Annotated in this window: 11 protein-coding genes and 1 pseudogene; 5 read left to right on the top strand and 7 right to left on the bottom strand. The window is 73.0% G+C overall.

What is annotated here, in order from left to right:
- On the bottom strand, nt 1–2,826 hold a 2,826-nt coding region (locus tag R7226_RS27315; RefSeq protein WP_318600561.1), incomplete at its 3' end, for a choice-of-anchor Q domain-containing protein.
- Between the two features lie 164 nt (nt 2,827–2,990).
- Between R7226_RS27315 and R7226_RS27310 the strand changes: the two genes are divergently transcribed.
- Nucleotides 2,991–6,308 (top strand): choice-of-anchor D domain-containing protein, encoded by a 3,318-nt coding sequence (locus R7226_RS27310; RefSeq protein ID WP_318600560.1) that lies wholly within the window; start codon nt 2,991–2,993, stop codon nt 6,306–6,308.
- 24 nt (nt 6,309–6,332) lie between these two features.
- The gene (locus tag R7226_RS27305) at nt 6,333–6,740 is read left to right on the top strand and encodes a VOC family protein (protein ID WP_404827911.1); all 408 of its coding nucleotides are present in this window, start codon (nt 6,333–6,335) and stop codon (nt 6,738–6,740) included.
- 58 nt (nt 6,741–6,798) lie between these two features.
- Here R7226_RS27305 and R7226_RS27300 read toward each other — a convergent pair whose 3' ends face one another.
- Both R7226_RS27300 and R7226_RS27295 read right to left on the bottom strand, forming a co-directional pair.
- The gene (locus R7226_RS27300; protein ID WP_318600558.1) at nt 6,799–7,566 is read right to left on the bottom strand and encodes a hypothetical protein; all 768 of its coding nucleotides are present in this window, start codon (nt 7,564–7,566) and stop codon (nt 6,799–6,801) included.
- 8 nt (nt 7,567–7,574) lie between these two features.
- Nucleotides 7,575–8,357 (bottom strand): hypothetical protein, encoded by a 783-nt coding sequence (locus tag R7226_RS27295; protein WP_318600557.1) that lies wholly within the window; start codon nt 8,355–8,357, stop codon nt 7,575–7,577.
- A 165-nt stretch (nt 8,358–8,522) separates the two neighbouring features.
- Between R7226_RS27295 and R7226_RS27290 the strand changes: the two genes are divergently transcribed.
- A complete protein-coding gene (locus R7226_RS27290; protein WP_318600556.1) occupies nt 8,523–9,575 on the top strand; it encodes a DUF4344 domain-containing metallopeptidase in 1,053 nt (350 codons plus the stop codon).
- A 15-nt stretch (nt 9,576–9,590) separates the two neighbouring features.
- Here the strand turns inward: R7226_RS27290 and R7226_RS27285 are convergent, their stop codons facing one another.
- Nucleotides 9,591–9,983, bottom strand: a complete 393-nt coding sequence (locus tag R7226_RS27285) for a nuclear transport factor 2 family protein (protein WP_404827912.1) — start codon at nt 9,981–9,983, stop codon at nt 9,591–9,593.
- Nucleotides 9,984–10,092: 109 nt separating this feature from the next.
- The gene (locus R7226_RS27280) at nt 10,093–11,586 is read right to left on the bottom strand and encodes a hypothetical protein (protein WP_318600554.1); all 1,494 of its coding nucleotides are present in this window, start codon (nt 11,584–11,586) and stop codon (nt 10,093–10,095) included.
- 351 nt (nt 11,587–11,937) lie between these two features.
- On the opposite strand from R7226_RS27280, the gene R7226_RS27275 reads away from it, so the two are divergent.
- Nucleotides 11,938–12,882 (top strand): hypothetical protein, encoded by a 945-nt coding sequence (locus R7226_RS27275; RefSeq protein WP_318600553.1) that lies wholly within the window; start codon nt 11,938–11,940, stop codon nt 12,880–12,882.
- Between the two features lie 68 nt (nt 12,883–12,950).
- On the opposite strand, the gene mobF is transcribed toward R7226_RS27275, so the two are convergent.
- Complete coding sequence (gene mobF, locus R7226_RS27270; RefSeq protein WP_318600552.1) at nt 12,951–14,255, bottom strand: MobF family relaxase; 1,305 nt, start codon at nt 14,253–14,255, stop codon at nt 12,951–12,953.
- Nucleotides 14,256–14,340: 85 nt separating this feature from the next.
- On the opposite strand from mobF, the gene R7226_RS27265 reads away from it, so the two are divergent.
- Complete coding sequence (locus R7226_RS27265) at nt 14,341–17,445, top strand: transposase (RefSeq protein WP_318600551.1); 3,105 nt, start codon at nt 14,341–14,343, stop codon at nt 17,443–17,445.
- 56 nt (nt 17,446–17,501) lie between these two features.
- Here R7226_RS27265 and R7226_RS27260 read toward each other — a convergent pair.
- Nucleotides 17,502–18,792 (bottom strand): annotated as a pseudogene (locus R7226_RS27260) (hypothetical protein); the annotation flags it as partial.

The raw sequence follows: 18,792 nt of genomic DNA, 5'->3' as shown, positions 1-18,792 counted from the left end.
GCTGCCGCGCAGCGCGGCGCTCGCCGCGCCCGCCGAGACCTCCGCCGCGAGCGCGCCCACGCGCGTCGGCGCGAACGTCGCCGCCAGCTCGCAGTCGGCGCCCGGCGCGAGCACGGCCGGGCAGCCGCCCGTGTCGAGCGTGAACTGGTCGGCCGCCGTGCCGGCGAGCGCGACCGTCTCGCGCGCCAGCGGCAGGTCGGCGTCGGCGCCGTTGGCGAGCGTCAGCGCCAGCGGCTCGCTCGCACCGCCGCCGGCCAACCGCGCGCCGAATTCGAGTGACGCCGGTGCCAGCGACGCGACCGCCGGCCGCGCCTCGAAGGCGCCGAGGTCGCACGCCGCGCCCTGCGGACGCTCGACGCCACGCTGGTCGGTCGCGGGCGGCGGGCAGGCGCCGTCACCGCTGAGCGGCGCGGCGTCGAGCGCGGGGCTGCCCGCTCCGAGCGCCATCGTCTCCGTCTCCCCCGGCCCGTTCAGCGCCAGCGGGCCGAGCAGCGGGTCCTCGCCGCTGATCAGCGTCCCCGCGCCGCTCGTCGTGCAGCCGGTCGCGTCCTCGATCAGGTCCTTCCCCCGCAGCTCCAGCGAGCCGGAGGCGACGGTCGCGCAGTCGCCGGCGGCGTTGTCCGCGACGACCGAGTCGACCAGCCGCACGCCCGGCTCCGTCGTGTAGATGCCGCCGCCGCTCGTCGCGCTGTTGCCGGCGATCGTCGTCTGCTCGACGACGATCGGCGGGCCTCTCGTGAGGTCGCCGGCGCGCAGGGCGCCGCCGCGGCCCTCGTCGCCGCCGGTCGCGACGTTGCCGGTGAGCGTCACGTTGCGCAGCGTGATCGCGTCCGTGTGGAAGCCGGCGTCGATCGCGCCGCCCAGCCCGAGCCCATCGGTCGATTCAGCACGGTTGCCGGCGAGCGACACGCGCTCCAGCGTCAGCTCGCCGTCGATCAGCGCGATCGCGCCACCGTAGGCGGCGCTGGCGGTCGTCGTCGCGACGCGGTTGTCGACCAGGCGGCTGTCGCGGATCGTCAGTCTGCCGTCGCCGGACTTGTAGATCGCCCCGCCCCATGCGCCGAACGACGGGGTGCTCGGCTGCGCGAGGCCATCGCGCAGCGTCAGCCCCGACAGCACGATGTTGGGGACGTCTCTGTCGAACGTGAAGATGCGCGTGCTGTCGTCGCCGGAGATCGCCAGCCGCTGCGCACCGGGCCCGTCGATCGTCACGTTGTTGCGCACCGTGATCTCGCCGCTGGTGAGTCTGATCGTGCCGGTCAGCCCATCGGCGAATCTGATCGTCCCGTACGGCCCGAGGTCGGCGAGCGCCTGGCGCAGCGAGCCGGGGCCGTCGTCGGCGAGGGTGGTGACCGTCTCCTGCGCGGCGAAGGCGCGGCCGGTCACGGTCATGTCGAAGTCGCCGGCCGGGCTCTCGAACGCGAGTCTCGCGCTCTTCTGGCCGCTCGTCGTCGGATCGAAGGAGACCTCGGTGTCGCACCACGCGGCCGCCGCCACGGACGCACCGCAGTCGCTCGCGCCGAGCTCGAACTGGTCGGCGTCGGCGCCGGCGAGCGCGAACGAGTCGAGCTCCAGCGGCAGCTCGCCGTCGTTGTGCAGCCGGACGGTCATCGGCCCGACGCTCTCGTACGGCGGCGAGATCCCGCCGAAGTCGGCGATCCCGGGGTCGAGCCGCGGGCTCGCCGCGCGCGCCTCGAAGGCGCCGAGGTCGCAGGCCGCGCCCTGCGGGCGGGCGACGCCGCGCTGGTCGGTCGCGGGCGGCGGGCAGGCGCCGTCGCCGCTGAGCGGCGCCGCGTCGAGCGCGGGGCTGCCCGCGCCGGGCGCCAGCGTCTCCGTCCCGCCCGGCCCGTTCAGCGCCAGCGGGCCGAGCAGCGGGTCCTCGCCGACGATCAGCGTGCCGCTGCCGCTCGTCACGCAGTCGCCGGTGCTCTCGAGCACGTTCGCTCCTGCGCTCACGAACGAGCCCGCGATCCCTGTCCAGCAGTCGGGCCCGGCAACCGCCGCCGTGTTGCCGGCGACGATCGAGTCGACCACCGTGGTCGCGACAGTCGTGGCGAGCCCCCCGCCGCTGGGCGCGCTGTTGCCGGCGATCGTGACCTGCTCGAGCACGACCGCTCCGCCGCCGTTGCCGTTGCCCACGAGGATTCCGCCGCTGTTGGTGCCCGCTCTGTTGCCGGCGACCGTGACGTTGCGCAACGTCACCGCTCCTGCCCACGAATGGACCATCAGGCCGCCGCCGTGTCCCTGAAGAGGGCCGGTCGCCGTGTTGTTCGTGAGCGCGACGCGCTCCATCACGAGCGCGCCGCTCGTCACCGACACGCCGCCGCCGAATGCACTGGAGCCGCCCACGACGTTCGTCACCGCGTTGTCCGTGATGCGGCTGTCACGGATCGTCAATCTCCCGCCGGCGGCGTGCACGGCGCCGCCGTGGACGTCCGCGAAGGAGTCCGAGACGACGCGCCCGTGGGTGAGCGTGAGGCCCGACAGCTCGACGTCGCCGGCGGCGGTGACGGCGAAGATCCGTGAGCTGTCGTTGCCCGAGATCGCCAGCTCCTGCGCGCCCGGCCCGTCGATCGTCACGGCGTCGTCGAGCGCGAGCTCACCGCTCGTGAGCGTGATCGTGCCGCTCAGCAGTGGCGCGAACGCGACCGCGCCGCCTGCGTCGACGTCGGCGACGGCCTGCCGGAGCGAGCCGGCGCCGGCGTCGTCGAGGTTGGTGACGGTCTCGACCGGCGCGGCGTGGGCGGCCGTAGCGACGATGCCAAGTGCGGCGAGAAGCGTGAACAGCAGCGGCAGCAGCGCGGTGCGCGTGACGGAGGCGGGCATCCGCCAAGCATCCACAACGAGCGCTCACGTGTCATGAGTAGCCGCCACTCATCTTTCGCGACGCTGTTCGCGTGCGCGGACGTCGTCGGTCTCGGGCTCGCGGCTCCAAAAGATGAGTGGCGACCACTCATGACAACGCGGCGGCGGGAGGCGATGCTCGGCGGATGCCCACCGTCGCCCGCCGTCCGCTCGCGCTCGTGCTGAGCGCGCTCTGCCTGCTGCTGCTCGACTCGGCCGCTGCCCGCGCCGAGATCTACTGGACCGACAGCGCGTCGTTCAGTGACAACTGGATCGGCAGAGCGCTCAACTCCGGCGGCTCGGTGACCGCACCGTTCATCCCTTCCACGAGAGAGATCGGCGGGATCGCCAGCGACGGCAGACATCTCTACTGGGTTCAGTACTACGGCGCGATCATGCGCGCGAACCTCGACGGCAGCGATCCCGAGGTCGTCTTCAACACGCCGTCGGGCGCGGGTTCGCTGGCGACCGACGGCCAGTGGTTCTACTGGTCGGTGCCGAACGAGCCGCGGATCAGCCGTGTGAGAGTCGACGGCAGCGGGTTCGAGGCCGACTTCGTGCTGCTCGAAGACGGCGCTTGGCCAGCCGGCGTCGCCACTGACGGCACCCATCTCTACTGGACCGACAACGGGCACAGCCGGATCGGCCGCATCGGAACGGACGGCACGGGCAGACAGGACGAGTTCATCGCCGGCGTCGGCTACCCGAACGGGATCGCGGTCGCCGGGGGCTACATCTACTGGGCCGACGCCGACATGGACAACTACGCGATCGGGCGGGCGAGAAGCGACGGCTCCGGCGCCGACGGCAGCTGGCACGAGACGACCAGCCTCCCCGCCGCCGTGTCGGTCGCCGGCGGTTACGTCTACTGGACGGAGCCGCCGGTCAGCCGGATCGGGCGCGTCGCGGTCTCCGGCAGCGGCGCCAACGCGAACCTGATCAACGGGCTGACGTGGCCGACCGCCATCTTCGTGACGGCGCCGGGCTTCGCCGCCTCGGCGGCGCCGGCCTTCGGCAACGTCGTGCTCGGCACGAGAGCGACGCGGACGGTCACCGTCACGAACGACTCGGCGGCCTTCGCGGGCGGCCAGCCGCTCACGTTCGCCGCCGGCGCGGTGACGCTGACGGGCGCGAATGCGAACCAGTTCTCGATCACGTCGAACGGGTGCTCGGGCCAGACGATCGCTCCAGGCGACAGCTGCCAGGTGACGGTCGCCTTCGCGCCGACGACCACGGGCGCCAAGAGCGCCTCGCTCCGATTCGTCGACAACGCCACCAGCAGCCCGCAGACGGTCGCGCTGAGCGGCCGCGGAACGCAGGGGATCGCGTCGCTGTCGTCGACGACCGGCCTCTTCGGCGACGCGCGCACCGGAACGACGAGCGAAGCGCAGAGCTTCACCGTCACCAACAGCGCCAGCGGCGCCAACGCCGGCCCGATCACCTACGCCGCCGGCGCCGTGACGCTGACCGGTGCGGCCGCGGGCCAGTTCTCGATCGTCTCCGACAGCTGCTCCGGAACGACGGTCGCGCCTGCGGCCAGATGCACGGTCGCCGTCGCCTTCGCGCCGACGGCAGACGGCGCCGCGAGCGCCGCGCTGCAGCTCGTCGACGACGCGCCCGGCAGCCCGCGCGCGGTGGCGCTCAGCGGCAACGGCGTGACGCCGTCGCCGCAGCTGAGCCCGGCGACGCACGGCTTCGGCGAACTGCTGACCGGCGCGAGCTCGGAGGCCGTCGCGTTCACCGTCGTCAACAGCGGCACCGGCGCGGTGACGCTGCCGCCGGATGCCGTCTCGCTGGACGGCGCGGGCGCCGCGGAGTTCGAGATCGTGAGCGACCTCTGCTCCGGACAGACCCTCGCCCCCGTCGCGTCCTGCACCGTCGACGTCGTCTTCTCGCCGAGCGCCGGCGGTGCGGCCTCGGCGCGCCTGCTGATCGACCACGACGCCGGCGCGCCGCTCGAGGCCGCGTTGTCGGGGATCGGCGTGGTGCCGTCGGCCGATCTGACGCTCACGCCGACCGACCATGACTTCGGCTCGGTGCGGACGTGGACGACTTCGGCGCCCGTCGCGCTGAGAGTGTCGAACCTCGGCACTGCCGCCGCGGCGATCCCGAGCGGTGCCGTCTCGATCGACGCCTTCGGCGCGACGGCGGCCTTCAGCGTCGCCGACGGGTGCTCCACCGTGACGCTCGATCCCGGCGAGGACTGCACCGTCTCGGTCACCTTCGGGCCGCGGGCCACCGGCGCCGCGTCGGCGACGGTCGAGATCGCGGACGGCGACGGCGGGACCCTGAGCGCCTCGCTCGCCGGCACCGGCATCGCGCCGCTGCTGGCGCTGTCGCCGGCGTCGCACGACTTCGGCTCGCTGCCGATCGGCGCGAGCAGCGCACCAGCGACGTTCACGCTCGCCAATCACGGCAGCGCGCCCGCGACGCTGCCGGCCGGCGCGGCGTCGCTCGCCGGCCTCGACGCCGGCGCATGGACGATCACCGACGACGACTGCTCGGGCGCGACGCTCGCGATCGGAGACGACTGCGTCGTGACGGTCGTCTTCGCGCCGACGGCGGCTGGCGCGGCGAGTGCGACGTTGGCGGTCGGCGACGGCGACGGCGGCACGCTCGGCGCGGCGTTGACGGGCAGCGGAGCGGAGCCGGCAAGAAGAGATCCCCAGCCCGACCCCGACCCCGCTCCGAGAAGCGATCCCGAGCCGCGGCCCAGAACCAGCGGCGACGGCGGAGGAACGCCCCAGCCCCAGCCGCAACCGCAACCGACACCGAGAAGAACGTCGAGAACGCGGCTGACGACGCACGTCGGCGGTGCTGCGGGGGCCGTCGTCGGAGCTGACGGGACGCTGCGCCTGCGCTGCGCGCTCGCCGGTGCGACGCTGCGGGGCTGCGCGGCGGTCGTGACGCCTGCCGGCGGCGGCAGAGCGCTCGGCGACGGCACGGCGCGCGTGGGCAGAGGCGGCGGCCGTTCGGCGACCGTCGTCGTGCGCCTCGGCGCGCGCGCCCGCGTCGCGCTGGAGAGATCGCTCGGCGGCGTCAGAGCGGTCGTGACCGTCACCGCGACGACGCGTGACGGGCGCCGGCTCAAGCGGAGCGTGCGCGTGACGCTGCTCGCCAAGCGCCAGCAGGTCGTCACGCTGCCTGGCGCCTTCGCGCCCGACGCGGCCGCGCTGACGCCGGCCGGTGCGGCCTTCCTGCGCGACGTCGCGGGCAGGCTGCGCGCCGCGCGCGCGATCCTCTGCACCGGCTTCACCGCCACGCGCGGCGAGCAGGGCAGCGATGAGGCCGCCGCGGCACTCGGCCTCGCGCGCGGACGCGTCGCCTGCGCACTGCTGCGCAGACTCGGGGTGAAGGCGAAGCTGACGCCCCGCAGCGGCGGCCGCGGCAAGCCGCTCGCCGTCAACGACGACGAGGACGGCCGGGCGCGCAACCGCCGCGTCGAGCTGACGATCACGCGCTGAGCGCAGCCGGGTATAGCCGTCGGTATGAACGGTCCCCCCACAACGGATGACGTCACGGTGCGCCGGGTCGTGGTCGACCACATCAAGATCGGCGTCAGCGACCTCGTGCGCAGCCGCGCGTTCTACATCGCCGCGCTGACACCGCTCGGCTTCAGCGAGCTCGGCGCCGACCAGCGCGAGATCAGCTTCGGGCCGCCCGGCCTCGACGACTTCATAATCTCGACGATCCTGCCGGCGGCGGGGGGCCTCCACGTCGCCTTCGCGGCCGAGCGGCGCGATCAGGTCGACGCGTTCCACGCCGCCGCACTCTCGGCCGGCGGCGTCGACAACGGCGCACCGGGTCCGCGGTCGCAGTACTCAGCCGGCTACTACGGCGCATTCGTGCTCGACCCCGACGGTCACAACATCGAGGCCGTCTACCACGGCGGCTAGCTCGAACGGCGGAGCGCCGCCGGCCACGCTTAGGCGCGGCCGGCGGGGGAGTCGCGCGCTACCCCTTCGTGATCAGTGCGCCGGGGCCGCCGCCCGGGGCCGCCTGCGAGAGGCAGCCGGCGCCGACCCAGGGGCCGTAGCCGCAGCTGACGACGTAGTCGCCGGCGACGTACTGCTGGCCGTAGAACAGCCGCCCGGAGGCGACCAGCTGGCCGGCCGGGTTTCTGATCTTCACCTGGAACTCGCTGTAGCTGAGCTGCATCGCGCAGCCGCCGTCGCCCTTGGAGTAGTAGACGAGTCTCTGCGACTGCTCTCTGCTGGTGATGTCGAAGGTCGTGGAGGTCTCCTCGCGGGTGCAGATGCTCGTGCCCTCGCCGCCGCCCGTGATCGTCACCTTCAGGCCGACCGGGATCTTGAAGACGGCGTCGAACCACTTCCAGCCGCCCTGGAGGCCGGCGCCCGGCGCCGACGTCGGCGGATCGCCCGGGTCGGAGAAGACGAGCACGAGCCGGGCCCGCTTCGGGTTGCTCTTCTTCGCGTCGAGCTCGAAGCGGAACTCGCTGCCGCCGGCGCGGTAGGTCTCCTTCGAGAGGTCGTAGCCGTTCTTGACCGCGCTGACCGCGGTGACGCTCTCCAGCTGCAGGTTCGTGTCGGTCAGCTTCACCGTCACGACCTCGTCCTTGGCGCCGTCGCCGATCGGGATCGTGACGCCGCAGCCGTCGGCGGTGCCGGTGCAGCGAACGGTCCGCTGCTCAGCGGCGGTCGCGGCGGCCGGTGTGGCGGCGGCCAGCAGCGCGATCGCGCCGGCGGCGATGGTGGCCTTCACGCGGCGCATCAGTAGATCCGATCGATCGTGATCTGGCCGTTGGTCAGATCGCAGTTGATGTTGCCCTTCCAGCCTCGGCTCCACGGGTCGCTGCAGCGCGCCTTGTAGTCGCCATAGGTCGAGCCCTGGCCGTAGGACATCGTGCCGGAGCCGATCACCGTCCCGGACGGGTCCTTGACGGTGATGACGAAGTTGCTCCAGCTCATCTCGTAGAAGCAGGAGCCGCTGCCGACCGAGTAGAAGCCGTACGTGTGGCGGTCGCCGTCGCCGGTCGTCGTGAAGGTCTCGTTGGTCTCGTCGCGCGAGCAGTTGCTGGTGCCCGCGCCGCCGCCCTGGATCGTCACCTTCATGCCTCTGCCGACGTTGAAGATCGCCTCCTGCGTGCGCCACGTTCTGAGCAGGCCGCCGGCCGGCAGCTGCGGTCTGCTGCCGGCGGCGAACTGGAGCACGAGCCGCGCGCCCCTCGGGTTCTCCTCCGGCGCGTCGAGCGTGAAGCGGAACTGCGAGCCGCCGCGGCGCGTCGAGGCGTCGTCGATCGCGTACGGCCGTTCGGTGAGCGCGTTCAGCGCCGTCACCTTCACCAGTCTCAGGTCGGTGTCGGTCAGCTTGACCGTCACGACCTTGTCGTCTGCGCCGTCGGCGATGCCGACGCTCGCGGTGCAGAAGTCGTCGCCGCCGACGCAGCGGACGGTCTGCTTCTCGGCGCCGAGCGCCGGTGCCGCGGACGCCAGCGTCGCGGCACAGGCCAGCGCCGCGCCGGCCATACTGAACAGTGAGCGGTAATTGGTCATCGCTCCTTGTCATCGACCGTCCGCGGCGACGCTTGAACGAACGGCTCGTCCGCTCGGCGAACGGCGACTGGCGGGCCGGCTCCGCAGGTGTCGGCAGCGTGACCTCAAGCTCGACTCCGACGGACCGATCCTCACGGGCAATGTGTCGAGCCCGCCCAGGGTCGCGTGACCGTCGAGTGGGAGCGCGTCTCCAGAGATGCCCGCCGCTACGCCAGAGCGCTGCGGCGCTCGCGCGCGGTCGAGCGCGTCGCCGCCGCGGTCAACGACAGATACGTGCTGCCGAACGAGATCCCGATCGTCTTCTCCAGCGAGCTGGAGATCGGTCCCGCCTACCTGCCCGACGTCAGAATCGGCGGCAGACGGATCAGCTTCATCCACTTCCCCGGCTCGTTCCTCGTGACCGAGGTCGCCACGCTCAGACCGCTGCTCAGAGGCGTCGGATTCCTGCGGCCGATCAGAGCGATGACCTACGCCAACGAGTTCGTCATCGCCCACGAGCTGGGCCACGCGCTCGTCGACCAGCTCGACATCCCGATCACCGGCAAGGAAGAAGACGCCGTCGACGGCTTCGCCGCCTACCTGCTCGCCAACACGAGCGGGTTCGGGCCCCGCTCGGCGCTCTCGGCCGCGATCCTGTTCGCCGGCTTCGCCGGTGACGACGCCCCGACCGACGACGCCTACGCCGACGAGCACTCGCTCTCCCAGCAGCGCGTCTACCAGTTCCTCTGCTGGATCTACGGCAGCGCCCCCAGAGCGTTCAGAGGGATCGTCGGCAGAGACGGCCTCCCGCGCGCCCGCGCCGTCCGCTGCCCCAGCGAGTGGCGCCAGGTCAACCGCTCCTGGAGCCGCCTGCTGGTGCCGTACCTGAAGCCCGGCGCCGACCCGGGCGATGTCCCCGCCGTCGAGCGGCCGTGGGCACAGGGCTTCACCGGCGTCGACTCGTCCGTGCCGGGCCTCGACTACCGCTCCTTCCGCTCCACCCTGACCGCTCGCGGCACCGGTTACAGCATCGCCCTCCGCAGCGCGGAGATCGACGTCTGGGAGCTGCTCGCCGCGAGATACCCGCAGCCAGTGCGGCTCGACGACCACGCCCGCGGCAGCGGCCACCCCCTCATGGGCGTCAACGCGCTGTCGGCCACGCTGAGAGAGATCGGCTGGCCCGGCAGGCTCGTGATCGACATGACGAGAGGGTCCGCGCAGCTCGTACCGCAGCCCTGACGCGGCTGCCGGTCCTCACGGCTCCGCCGCGGCGGACTGGATCTGCTCGAAGCGCTCGCCCATCCGCGCGGCGAGCGCCTCAGCGGCGCGCAGCGGCCGGACCATGACCATGAAGTCGACGATCCGGCCGGCGTCGTCGTACCTGAGGAAGTCACAGCCCGTGATCGACAGCCCGTCGACGGTCGCTTCGAAGATCAGCGCGTGGTCGACGCCGCTCGCGTCGTGAATCTCGCGCACGTACCTGAAGTCCTCGAACACCTCGACGACGGCGCGGAGGATCGCCGCGGTGATCGCCTTGCCCGGGTAGGGCTTGAACGCGACCGGGCTGCGGAAGACGACCTCGTCGGCGAGCATCGCCTCGACCGCCGCCATGTCCCGTGCCTCGACCGCCTCGCGAAACGTCACGATGCTCCCTCCCTTACCGACGTCAGGTTGCCCACCACGCTACCGCGACGCACGGTGGAGCTGCGCACGCTCGCGAGGTCGGGCGCCTCGCTGTGGCGAGGTCAAGCCGAATTCAGCGGAGCAGCCGCGCTTCCGTTCGCACTGTGCGGCCGAGGGGCCGCTTTCCCTGCCACACGCGGATCGTCACGACGTGACGCCCAGGCCGTGCGCCGCGGCCGAGCGGGACGCGCACCGTCGTCGTGCCGGATCTCGTCGTCACCGAGGTGCGCGCTGTCGTGCGCCGCGCACCCGTCGCGCGGCGCACGACGATCGTCAGCTTGCGCTGTGCTGTGCCGACCACGCGCACCGTGAGGTAGCGGCCCTTGGCGATCGTGACGCGTCGCCAGACGGTGATTCGCACTCCCGCGGTCCGCCACGTCGAGGGCGTGGAGGCGTTGCCCGGTCTGTACGCCTTCGCGGGCACGGGCGTCGGTGACGGTGCAGGAACCGGTGCGGGCTGCGGCGGCAGCGGCGGCGGTGCGGTGGGCGGAACCGCCGCCGGAGCGCCGCCGGCGTCGGCGGTGCGGATCAAGGCGCCGCCGGCGCCGCCGACGAGCGCGCGCGATCCGTCAGCGAGGTCGACCGCTTTCCAGGTGTGCCCCGCGAGCGCCCCGGCCGGGGGCGTCAGGAACGCGGTGCTTGTGGCGGTCGAGGCGTAGATCTCGCCATTGTCCCCGACCGCCATCGTGGTGCCGCCGGCGTACGCCACGTCGAACAGATAGCGCCGCAGCGTCGTTGTTGGATTCACCACGGTCATTCTCTGGTGAGCGCTGCCACCGTCGACGGAGTAGGCGAAGCAGAGTGCGTTGCAGTGGATGCTTCCGTGGTCGACTGCCCAGATTCGATTCGGATTCTCCGGGTCGATGGCGAACCGCGGCAGCGTTTCCCCTGAATTGATCATCTCGCCACGGACAAGGGCTGGCGTCGCGAGCCCGTCGTTGCTGGCGAAGACAGTGCCGAAGTAGCTGCCGATGAAGCGCAGGGCGGAGGGATTGCCGGGGACTGAGAACACATCGGTCGGGAAGTTGATCCAGCTCCCGACGCGACAGGTCGAGCCGGTCCAGTTGGCGTCGGATGCGACTGGCGATGGGCCGGCGGCGCCGGTGACGCGCACGACCACGGGAATTCTGTTGCCGCCTCCGACGAGATACCCCGTGTCGTCACCAGCCCAGGCGACCGCGTTGAAATTGGGGATCAAGGCCGGTCTCGCGGACGCATCACAGCGGCTGCCGACGAGCGGCAGCGGCAGGACGGACCAGCTGGCGCCGCCGTCCGTGGACCGCAGCGCGCGACCGGCCGCCGTGACGGCGATGCCGACTGCGCCGTCGGGACGGAACGCAAGGTCGGTGAACGTCATGCCCGGAACGTCGTACCGCGGCGTGAACCGCCCGTCGGGGCCGGCCGTCAGGAGCTGCCCGTTGGCCGTCGCAAGCCATGCCTGGGTGTCAGATCGGTATTCCAGTGCCACGATGTCTTGCGTCGTGTTCGACGGCACCACCGTCCACGTTGCCGCGCGCGCCGGATGCGCCACCGCCACCGATGCGAGCGCCGCCACGGCCGCGACCACGGCGCGTCTCCATTCCCTGCGCATCTCCCGCACCTCCACTCGCCGCCGATGAGCACTGGCCGCGCCGGACGCTAGCCAGCACTCAATTGCTTGGCAACCGCAGGGCCAGATCACCCTTTCAGAATCCGTAATAAGCGATGGAGCGGGTGGAATAAGTGATTGGGAAGCAGGAATAGGGTGACAGTGAAAACCCAGATAGGGTGAGCGCCCGGCGGCCGCCGACCTGTAAAACCACCGCTCGCTACTTGACCAGGGCAGCGCGGTGGCACAATCGGAAGGAATCCTGTGCGTAATGAAACGCGTGCGCGCCTCGGTGCGTGGAGACGTCGTGCCGGCACCGTGACAGTTGCGATGGCGCTCGGCTGGATCATCGCGGCCGCCATCCCCGCTCTGGCGTCTGCCGGCAGCTCGACGGTGCAGCAGACGCTCGCCGTCACGAAGCTGGGAACGCCCGATCAGCTCGGCTACGTCGTCTCGGACGCCCGGGCGGTGCAACGACAGCTTGCGATGGCGACCGGGAGCCAGTTCGCTCCTGCGAGAGCGGAGACCACGCTGGTCACGTTCCCCCAGAGCGGCCGCGTCGAGCTGGTGAAGCTCACGCGGACGCAGGCGGTCCGAGGAGGGCCAGGGCTTGAGTTGATCGAGTCCTCCGCGAAGATCGGGCCGTTCGCGACCGACTCCGGCAATTCGAGCTTCTTCTACTCGTACACCGTCGACAACATCGCGCTCGCCTCGGTGCGCTTCGGTCTGACCGGCTTCGACCTCGTCGCCTTCGACCTCGGCAGATTCGCGTTCTGGCGCAGCGACGACGGCATTCTCATCCGGCTCCTCGACAGAGGCCAGGCGCCGTCGGTGACCGCGGCCAATGCCGCGCAGGCGCCGGTCGACCTCGGACCGCCGAGCGGCGCGACGATCATCCCGTGCGATCCGCAGGGAGCGCTCGCTGACCTGAAGCGCGTCCTCCCGGACCTCGGATGGCGGCCCTCGGCGAGATACCCGATGCCGTTCCAGTTCGAGGACGGGACGACTCCGCTGATCGAGATGACCGTCGACGCGTCGGTCGAGTCCCCGTTCGTCGTCATCGAGAGCCCGATGACGGGGCCGGCCAGATACGGCTGCACGCCGGATCGTCCGCACGCCCACCTGCTGTGGCTGACGACGGACGTCGCGGCAGCCGCACAGCAGCTCGAGAACGCCGGCATGGCGTGGGTCTCGCGCGTTCCCGGCATGGTCTCGCTCCATCGTGGCGAGGGCGGGATCTTCGTCGAGGTCGCCAACGCGGCGTTCCTCGGCTAGATCCTGCCGACGGCCCGACGGCCCGACGGGCTGAGTGCTGATCCGCACGCTCTGCAAACGCGTGCGGATCAGCAGGCCGGCAGCTGCTCCACCAGCGGCAGCGCCTCGCGCAGTCGCAGCCGACCGGCCGCGCGCTCCAGCAGCGCGGCGCGCGCGGCGCCGATCGAGCCGCGGGCACCGCGCGCCGCGCCGTCGCGGTCGCCGTCGGTGCCGCCAGAGCCGGTGCCGGTGCCGGCCGCCGACGGTGCGCACTCCGCCCTGACGGCGGCGCGTCGCGACTCGAGGCTGTCGGCGAACCTCGTCCCGAGCCGCAGCCGGTCGACCTGCTCGGGCCCGAAGCCGAAGCGCTCGGCCTCGGCCTTCCACGCGGCGACCGTCTCCACCATCGACGCCTCACCGCCCTTCGGCGGGCGCGTCTCGAGCGCGACGATCGCCCGCTCGGCGTCGCTCAGGACTCGTCTCTTGGTCGCCTCCCGCTCGCCGATGCCCGCCATCACGTCGCGGGTGCGGCTCGACATCCGCTCGACGAGCCCTGGCGGCACGCCCGCGATCTCGAAGAAGCGACCCGAGCGGACCAGCTCGAACCCCATGTCGACCAGTGACTCCGCGAGACGTGCGCGGGCGACCGCTCCACCCTCCAGCGGCGCGCCGTGCTTGAACATCCCCGCCAGCTCGGGCGCGGCGAAGTAGCCGTCGGCGCGCTCGACGCCGAGCACGATCCCGTGCACGTGCAACTGGGGCGCCGGCACCGACTCGCCGCGCGCCCGGCGCGCCCGCACGTGCAATGCCGCGGCGGCCGCGTAGCCACTCGCGGGGTGCAGCGCGCGCTGGTGCGCGACGACGGGCTTGGTCGTCGTCATCTGCGTGAGCATCGCCTCCGCGGCGGTCATCATCGCCTCCTCGATCTGCGCGCGCAGACAGGGCCTGGCCTGGCTCCACGCGAGCGACACCGACTTCGGCGCCGAGAAGGTCAGGTCGACGCACTTCGTGCCGCGCACGCGCACCTTCACACGGCGGCCACTGTCGTCGTGGACCGGGCGGCCGCGTTCGTCGCGCGCGTCCTGCTCGATCAGCCCCTCCGTGCGGACGCGCTCGCCGCCTGCGGCGCGGCCCTGGAGCGCGAGCGCCAGCTCCCTGACCTGGACCTGCGCGCCGTGCTCGGCGCCCAGCCGCGCCAGCATCGCGGTCGTCCCGAGCCAGGCCGCGGTCGGGGTCGGGTCGGCGGTGCGTCCGGCGGCGGCCATGTCGCCGTGGTGGTCGAGCGCGCGGGCCATCGCCGCAGGCGAGTCGGCCGGATCGAGCACGTACTCGGCCGTCCGCCGCGCCGCCGGCCAGCTGTCCGACGCGACTCGGATCTTGCGAATCGTGAGCATGGACGGTCTGTTGAGTGAGGCCGGAGGAGCGCCCCCTCCGGATATCGCAGGGGGCGTCCGTCTCCCGCGCGTCAATGGACGAGGCATGGCAGGAGGCAAGCGAGGCAAGCGGTCCAAGCGCGGGGGCGCGTCCGGCAAGGGCCGCGCTCCGCTCAAGCGCAAGCGCAAGCGCGAGAAGAAGCTCAAGCCGGTCACCCGGCCACTGCCGCTGCTGCGGGATTCGATCGACCCGCTCTACCGCCCGATGCTCGGGCAGCTCGCCCGCGGCTCGTCGATTCGCGGCTGGGAGCAGATGCAGCACGACATGCTGGAGCACTGGGACGGGTTTCTCACCCCGGAGGGGCGCGCGTTCCTGTCGGAGTCGTCCAGCACGCTGCACCGCCGCTGGCAGGCGGAGAGCCGGGCGATCCTCGACGAGCTGAACGGCCGCCGCTTCGACGGCACGAGATTCGTCGCGTTCATCGTCGACGGAAAGCCGCTCGACAGATGGATGGTCGTGTGGGTGCTCGGCGTGACGGATGGCGGCGTCAAGATCCCCGTCGCCGTCAGCGCCGGGCCGAGCGAGTCGGAGGAGGTCGTGCGCGCGGCGATCGACAGCGCCCACGATCGCGGGGCCGACACCAGCCGCGCGCTGTGGATCGCTGACTGCGGCTCAGCCATCCGCGCCGCGATCACGCACGCGACCCGCGGCCGTCCGGCGATCCAGGAGTGCCGGGTGCATCGGCGCCGCAACGTCTTCGAGGACATGAAGCAGGCGGACCGCGACGCACACTACGACGACATCAACAAGCTGCTGTGGAAGGCATGGCGCGAGCCCGACGCCAAAGCGGCCGCCGACGGTCTGGAGGAGGCCGCGCGCGAGCTGGAGCGGCGCGGCTTCCCGCAGCGGGCCGAGACGCTGCGCAACGGCATCGAGGGGACCACGACGCTGCAGCGGCTCGGCCTCAACGACCGGCTGCGCCGGGCGCTGGGCTCGACGAACGCGATCGAGAGCCCCCATGCGTCGGTCAACCGCACCGCCGACAAGTTCACCCTCTGGGACAAGGACGAGAGCAACCAGCAGCGCCAGGCGACGATGGCCGCCGCGCTCGCCGCCGCCGAGCCCGCCTGGACGCTCGTCGCCGAGCGCGAGCGGCTGGAGCTGGTGCCGATCGCCGTCACGCGCAGCCGGCACTTCGCCGGCGTCGAGTGGATGACCGCGTCCGCCGACGGCACGCTGACCGTGCGCCAGCTGCCGGTCGCGGCCGGCGAGGAGCCGCTCGCCTACGCCGCGCTGCGCGACCTGACGAGCGTGGCCGACCGCCTCGGCCGACCGGTCGAGCTGGCCGGCGGCGCCGTCGCCGACCCCGCGGTCGCCGTCGCGATGGGTCCGTGGCTGGAGCGCTGCGGGTTTGCGGCGGGCGTGCGCGCTCCGCAGCCGCTCGGCGCGCAGGGGTGGACGCACGGCAAGCCATGCGATTTCCGCACCCGCCGGGTCGCGGTGCCCGCCAAGGCGGAGGTCGCGCGCCCGCTGGTGGCCGACCTGCTCGGTCCCGGCGTCGCCGACGACGCGACGGCCGGCGAGGTCGTGTGCGGCGGAGCGCCCGCGGCGCTCGAGGCGTTCGGCCTGCGACCGGGCGAGCGCCCGTCCGCCGAGCGGCTCACGGCCGCGCTCGGCGGACGGCATGCCGAGCACGACGCGGCGGTCCGCACGTCGACGCCGCAGAAGCTTCCGGGCGCCGCCCCCGGCGACAAGCAGCCCTTCGCCGTCGTGAACCTCGCGTGGGAGCTGGAGGCGCCGCAGGACATCGTCGAGCGCTGGCTGCTGTCGCCCACGAGCGAGCGCGCGGCGATCGAGGACGGTCTGCTGGCGAGTGCGCAGCTGGGGTTCACGCGGCTCTATGACGGTCACGACGTCGCGACCGTGCTCGCGCTCGACCGCAGCGACGACGCGCAGCCACGGCTGCGCGTGCGCGGCGTCGCGCTCGGCGCGCTGCACGAGGGCGAGCTGATCTCGCCGATCGACAAGAAGGTGCTCCCGAAGCGCGACGATCTCGCCGTCGCGCAAGCCGAGGCCGGCGACGTCGCGACCGAGCTGCTCGACGTCGAGCTGGCACGTCTGGGGCCGATCGCCGGTCGCGCGCTCCCACGCGGAGTGCGGGAGCAGTGGTCGGCGCAGGACTACCTCACCGTGCTCGGCGAGGTGCGCGGCGGTTGGATGCAGCGGCAGGCCGATCGCCACAACGGGGCGCTCGGCGAGTGGACGCTGAAGACCCTTCAGCAGCAGCACGACGCCATCGCGCCGTTCGTCAAGCCCAGGGGCAAGGGACGGCAGGCCCGGCAGGCGCCGCGGCAGACCACGCCGTTCGAGAAGCTCAGCCGTGAGGCCACGGCGGAGGCGCTGATGCTGGAGCGGCGCAAGGCCGAGCTGGAAGGCGTCCGCGAGGCGGGCCCCGCGCTCGACGCGATCGAGCGGCGGCTCGGGCAGCTGCGGCGCGACGGCGGCCACCCCGACGTCTGGGCGCAGCGCACCACTCCCGAGGGCCGCCTCCTGCGCGACGAGGCGGTCAAGTTCGTCGCACTCGAGGCGGAGCTGGCCGAGCGCGCCGGCGCGATCGAGCGGGACGGCGGGGTCCGGCATCAGCTCGAGCCCTACCGCGAGCTGGTCCGCGGGCGGCAGGTGCGACGGCTGATCGAAGAGGCGGAGGCGTACGTGGAGGAGCTGCGCGGAACCCCCGCGGAGGAGCTGGCGCGACGGCGCCACGAGCTGAGCAAGGAGCTGCAGCCGCTCGATCGCGAGGCGGCGCGCGAGCTGCGTGATGCCGAGCGCACCCGCACGCAGCTGGAGCCGGTGCGGGATCCGAGCCCGCTTCAGGCGATGCGAATGGAGCAGGCGATCGCCGCCGACCAGCGCCTGCGCGGCAGCGACCGCGACCCCGACGTCTGGCTCGCGCGGCACGGCGAGGCGGCGGCCGAGGTCGTGGCCGTCCGGGCACTGCTGACCGAGCACGCCCGTGAGCTGGAGCGGCGCGCGGCGGAGGCGGCGGAGGCGGCGGAGGCGGCGGAGGCGGCGAAGCTGGAGCTGGAGGCCGCGGCGGAGCACGACGCGGCCCGCGAGCTGGGGTCGGGCGGCGAGCCTGAGCAGGCGACCGACGAGCCCGAGCTCGTGGCCGTGGCGCCCTCCGCCGACGGCCTCGAGTTCGGCATGTAGGCAGCGCGAGCGGGCGCGCAGCGCGAGCGGGCGCGCAGCGCGAGCGGGCGCGCGGGCTAGAAGCCCATGCCGGCGCCGTCGGCGTCGCGCTCGTGCGCCGCCTCCGCCGCGTGCTCCCGCTCGGCTTCCAGCTCGCGCGGCGCGTCCAGCTCGGGCGCACGGTCGCGGCCATGCTCGGGCGCACGGTCGTGCGCATCCGGAGCGGCCCGCTCGGCCTGCCGCTCCTTCCGCTGGGCCAGCTCGCGGTCGGCGCGGACGCCGGCGGCGACGGTGTCGGCCTCGTCGCGCATCCAGTGGTTGAGGTGGCGGCCGGACAGGCCCAGCGCGCGGTTGAGGTCGTCCAGCTCGTCACGGCGCTGCTCCAGCTCCGGCAACCGCTCGCCCGCTTCGATCCGCTCCCGCACCTGACGCAGCTCGTCCTCGACGCGGCGCGTCTCGCGCGCGTCCTCGACGTCGATCCGTCGCAGAGCCTCGCCGGCCTGCTGACGCGCCGCCTCCAGGTCGTCGTCGCCCAGCCCCTTCACCTGCTCCTCGAACTGCGCAGCGCGTTGCTCGACGTAACGCACGCGGTCGGCGCCGAGCAGTTCACGCCAGGCGTGCAGCGGGCTGCGCCGGGCGGCCGCCTCCGCCGCGGCTGCCGCCTCGGCTGCCGCGCGCTCACGCCGCGCGGCCTCCTCGCGCTCGCGCTCCTCACGCGCGAGCAGCACCGCCACCTCGCGCCGGCGGACCAGCTCGCGGTCGGCGCTGACGCCCAGGGCGACGATCTCGGCGTGATCGCGCGCTCGCCCGTCGGGCATCTCGGCCGTCGCGCGCGCCCACCCATCCCGGACCTCGGCCCACCGCAGCTGGTGGCGTGCGCGCAGCTCCTGGAGCTGCTGCCTGTCGTGCTCCTGCCGCGAGCGGACGGCGGCCAGCTCCTCCGCGCACTCCCAGTGCTCCGCGTGGAGCTCGACGCCGCGGTTGATCTCGGAGCGCAGCCGACCCACGTCGCTCTCCAGCGCATCGATCCGATCCGCTCGCTGATCGATCCGCTCGCGCAGCAGACGCCGCTCCTGCTCGGCGCGGCGCGCCACGTCCGCGGCGGCGGCGCCGAGCCGCCCGAGCGCCGTTCCGGCCTGCGCGCAGACGTCGCGCAGTTGCTGCTCGTCGAGCCCGCGAGCCCATCCCGTCAGCTCCTTCGCGCGCCGCGCGATCGCTGCCAGGCCGTCCGGCCCGAGCTGCTCCTGCCACTCCTTCAGCGGGCCGTGCCGCATCGCCGCGAGGTCGGCCTGGCGCTCGCGCGCGGCCGCGCGGTCGCGCGCGGCTGCCGCCGCGGCCGCTGCCTCCTCCGCCGCCGCCAGCTCGGCC

Source organism: Conexibacter stalactiti (assembly GCF_033542075.1).
Taxonomy (GTDB): domain Bacteria; phylum Actinomycetota; class Thermoleophilia; order Solirubrobacterales; family Solirubrobacteraceae; genus Conexibacter; species Conexibacter stalactiti.
This window is presented reverse-complemented; position numbering and strand designations above follow the sequence as displayed.

Bases quoted from the DNA above. Each gene is read 5' to 3' on its own strand.
- R7226_RS27310 (WP_318600560.1), top strand. From the start codon at position 2,991: ATGCCCACCGTCGCCCGCCGTCCGCTCGCGCTCGTGCTGAGCGCGCTC.
- R7226_RS27305 (WP_404827911.1), top strand. From the start codon at position 6,333: ATGAACGGTCCCCCCACAACGGATGACGTCACGGTGCGCCGGGTCGTG.
- R7226_RS27295 (WP_318600557.1), bottom strand. From the start codon at position 8,357: ATGACCAATTACCGCTCACTGTTCAGTATGGCCGGCGCGGCGCTGGCC.
- R7226_RS27275 (WP_318600553.1), top strand. From the start codon at position 11,938: ATGGCGCTCGGCTGGATCATCGCGGCCGCCATCCCCGCTCTGGCGTCT.
- mobF (WP_318600552.1), bottom strand. From the start codon at position 14,255: ATGCTCACGATTCGCAAGATCCGAGTCGCGTCGGACAGCTGGCCGGCG.
- R7226_RS27265 (WP_318600551.1), top strand. From the start codon at position 14,341: ATGGCAGGAGGCAAGCGAGGCAAGCGGTCCAAGCGCGGGGGCGCGTCC.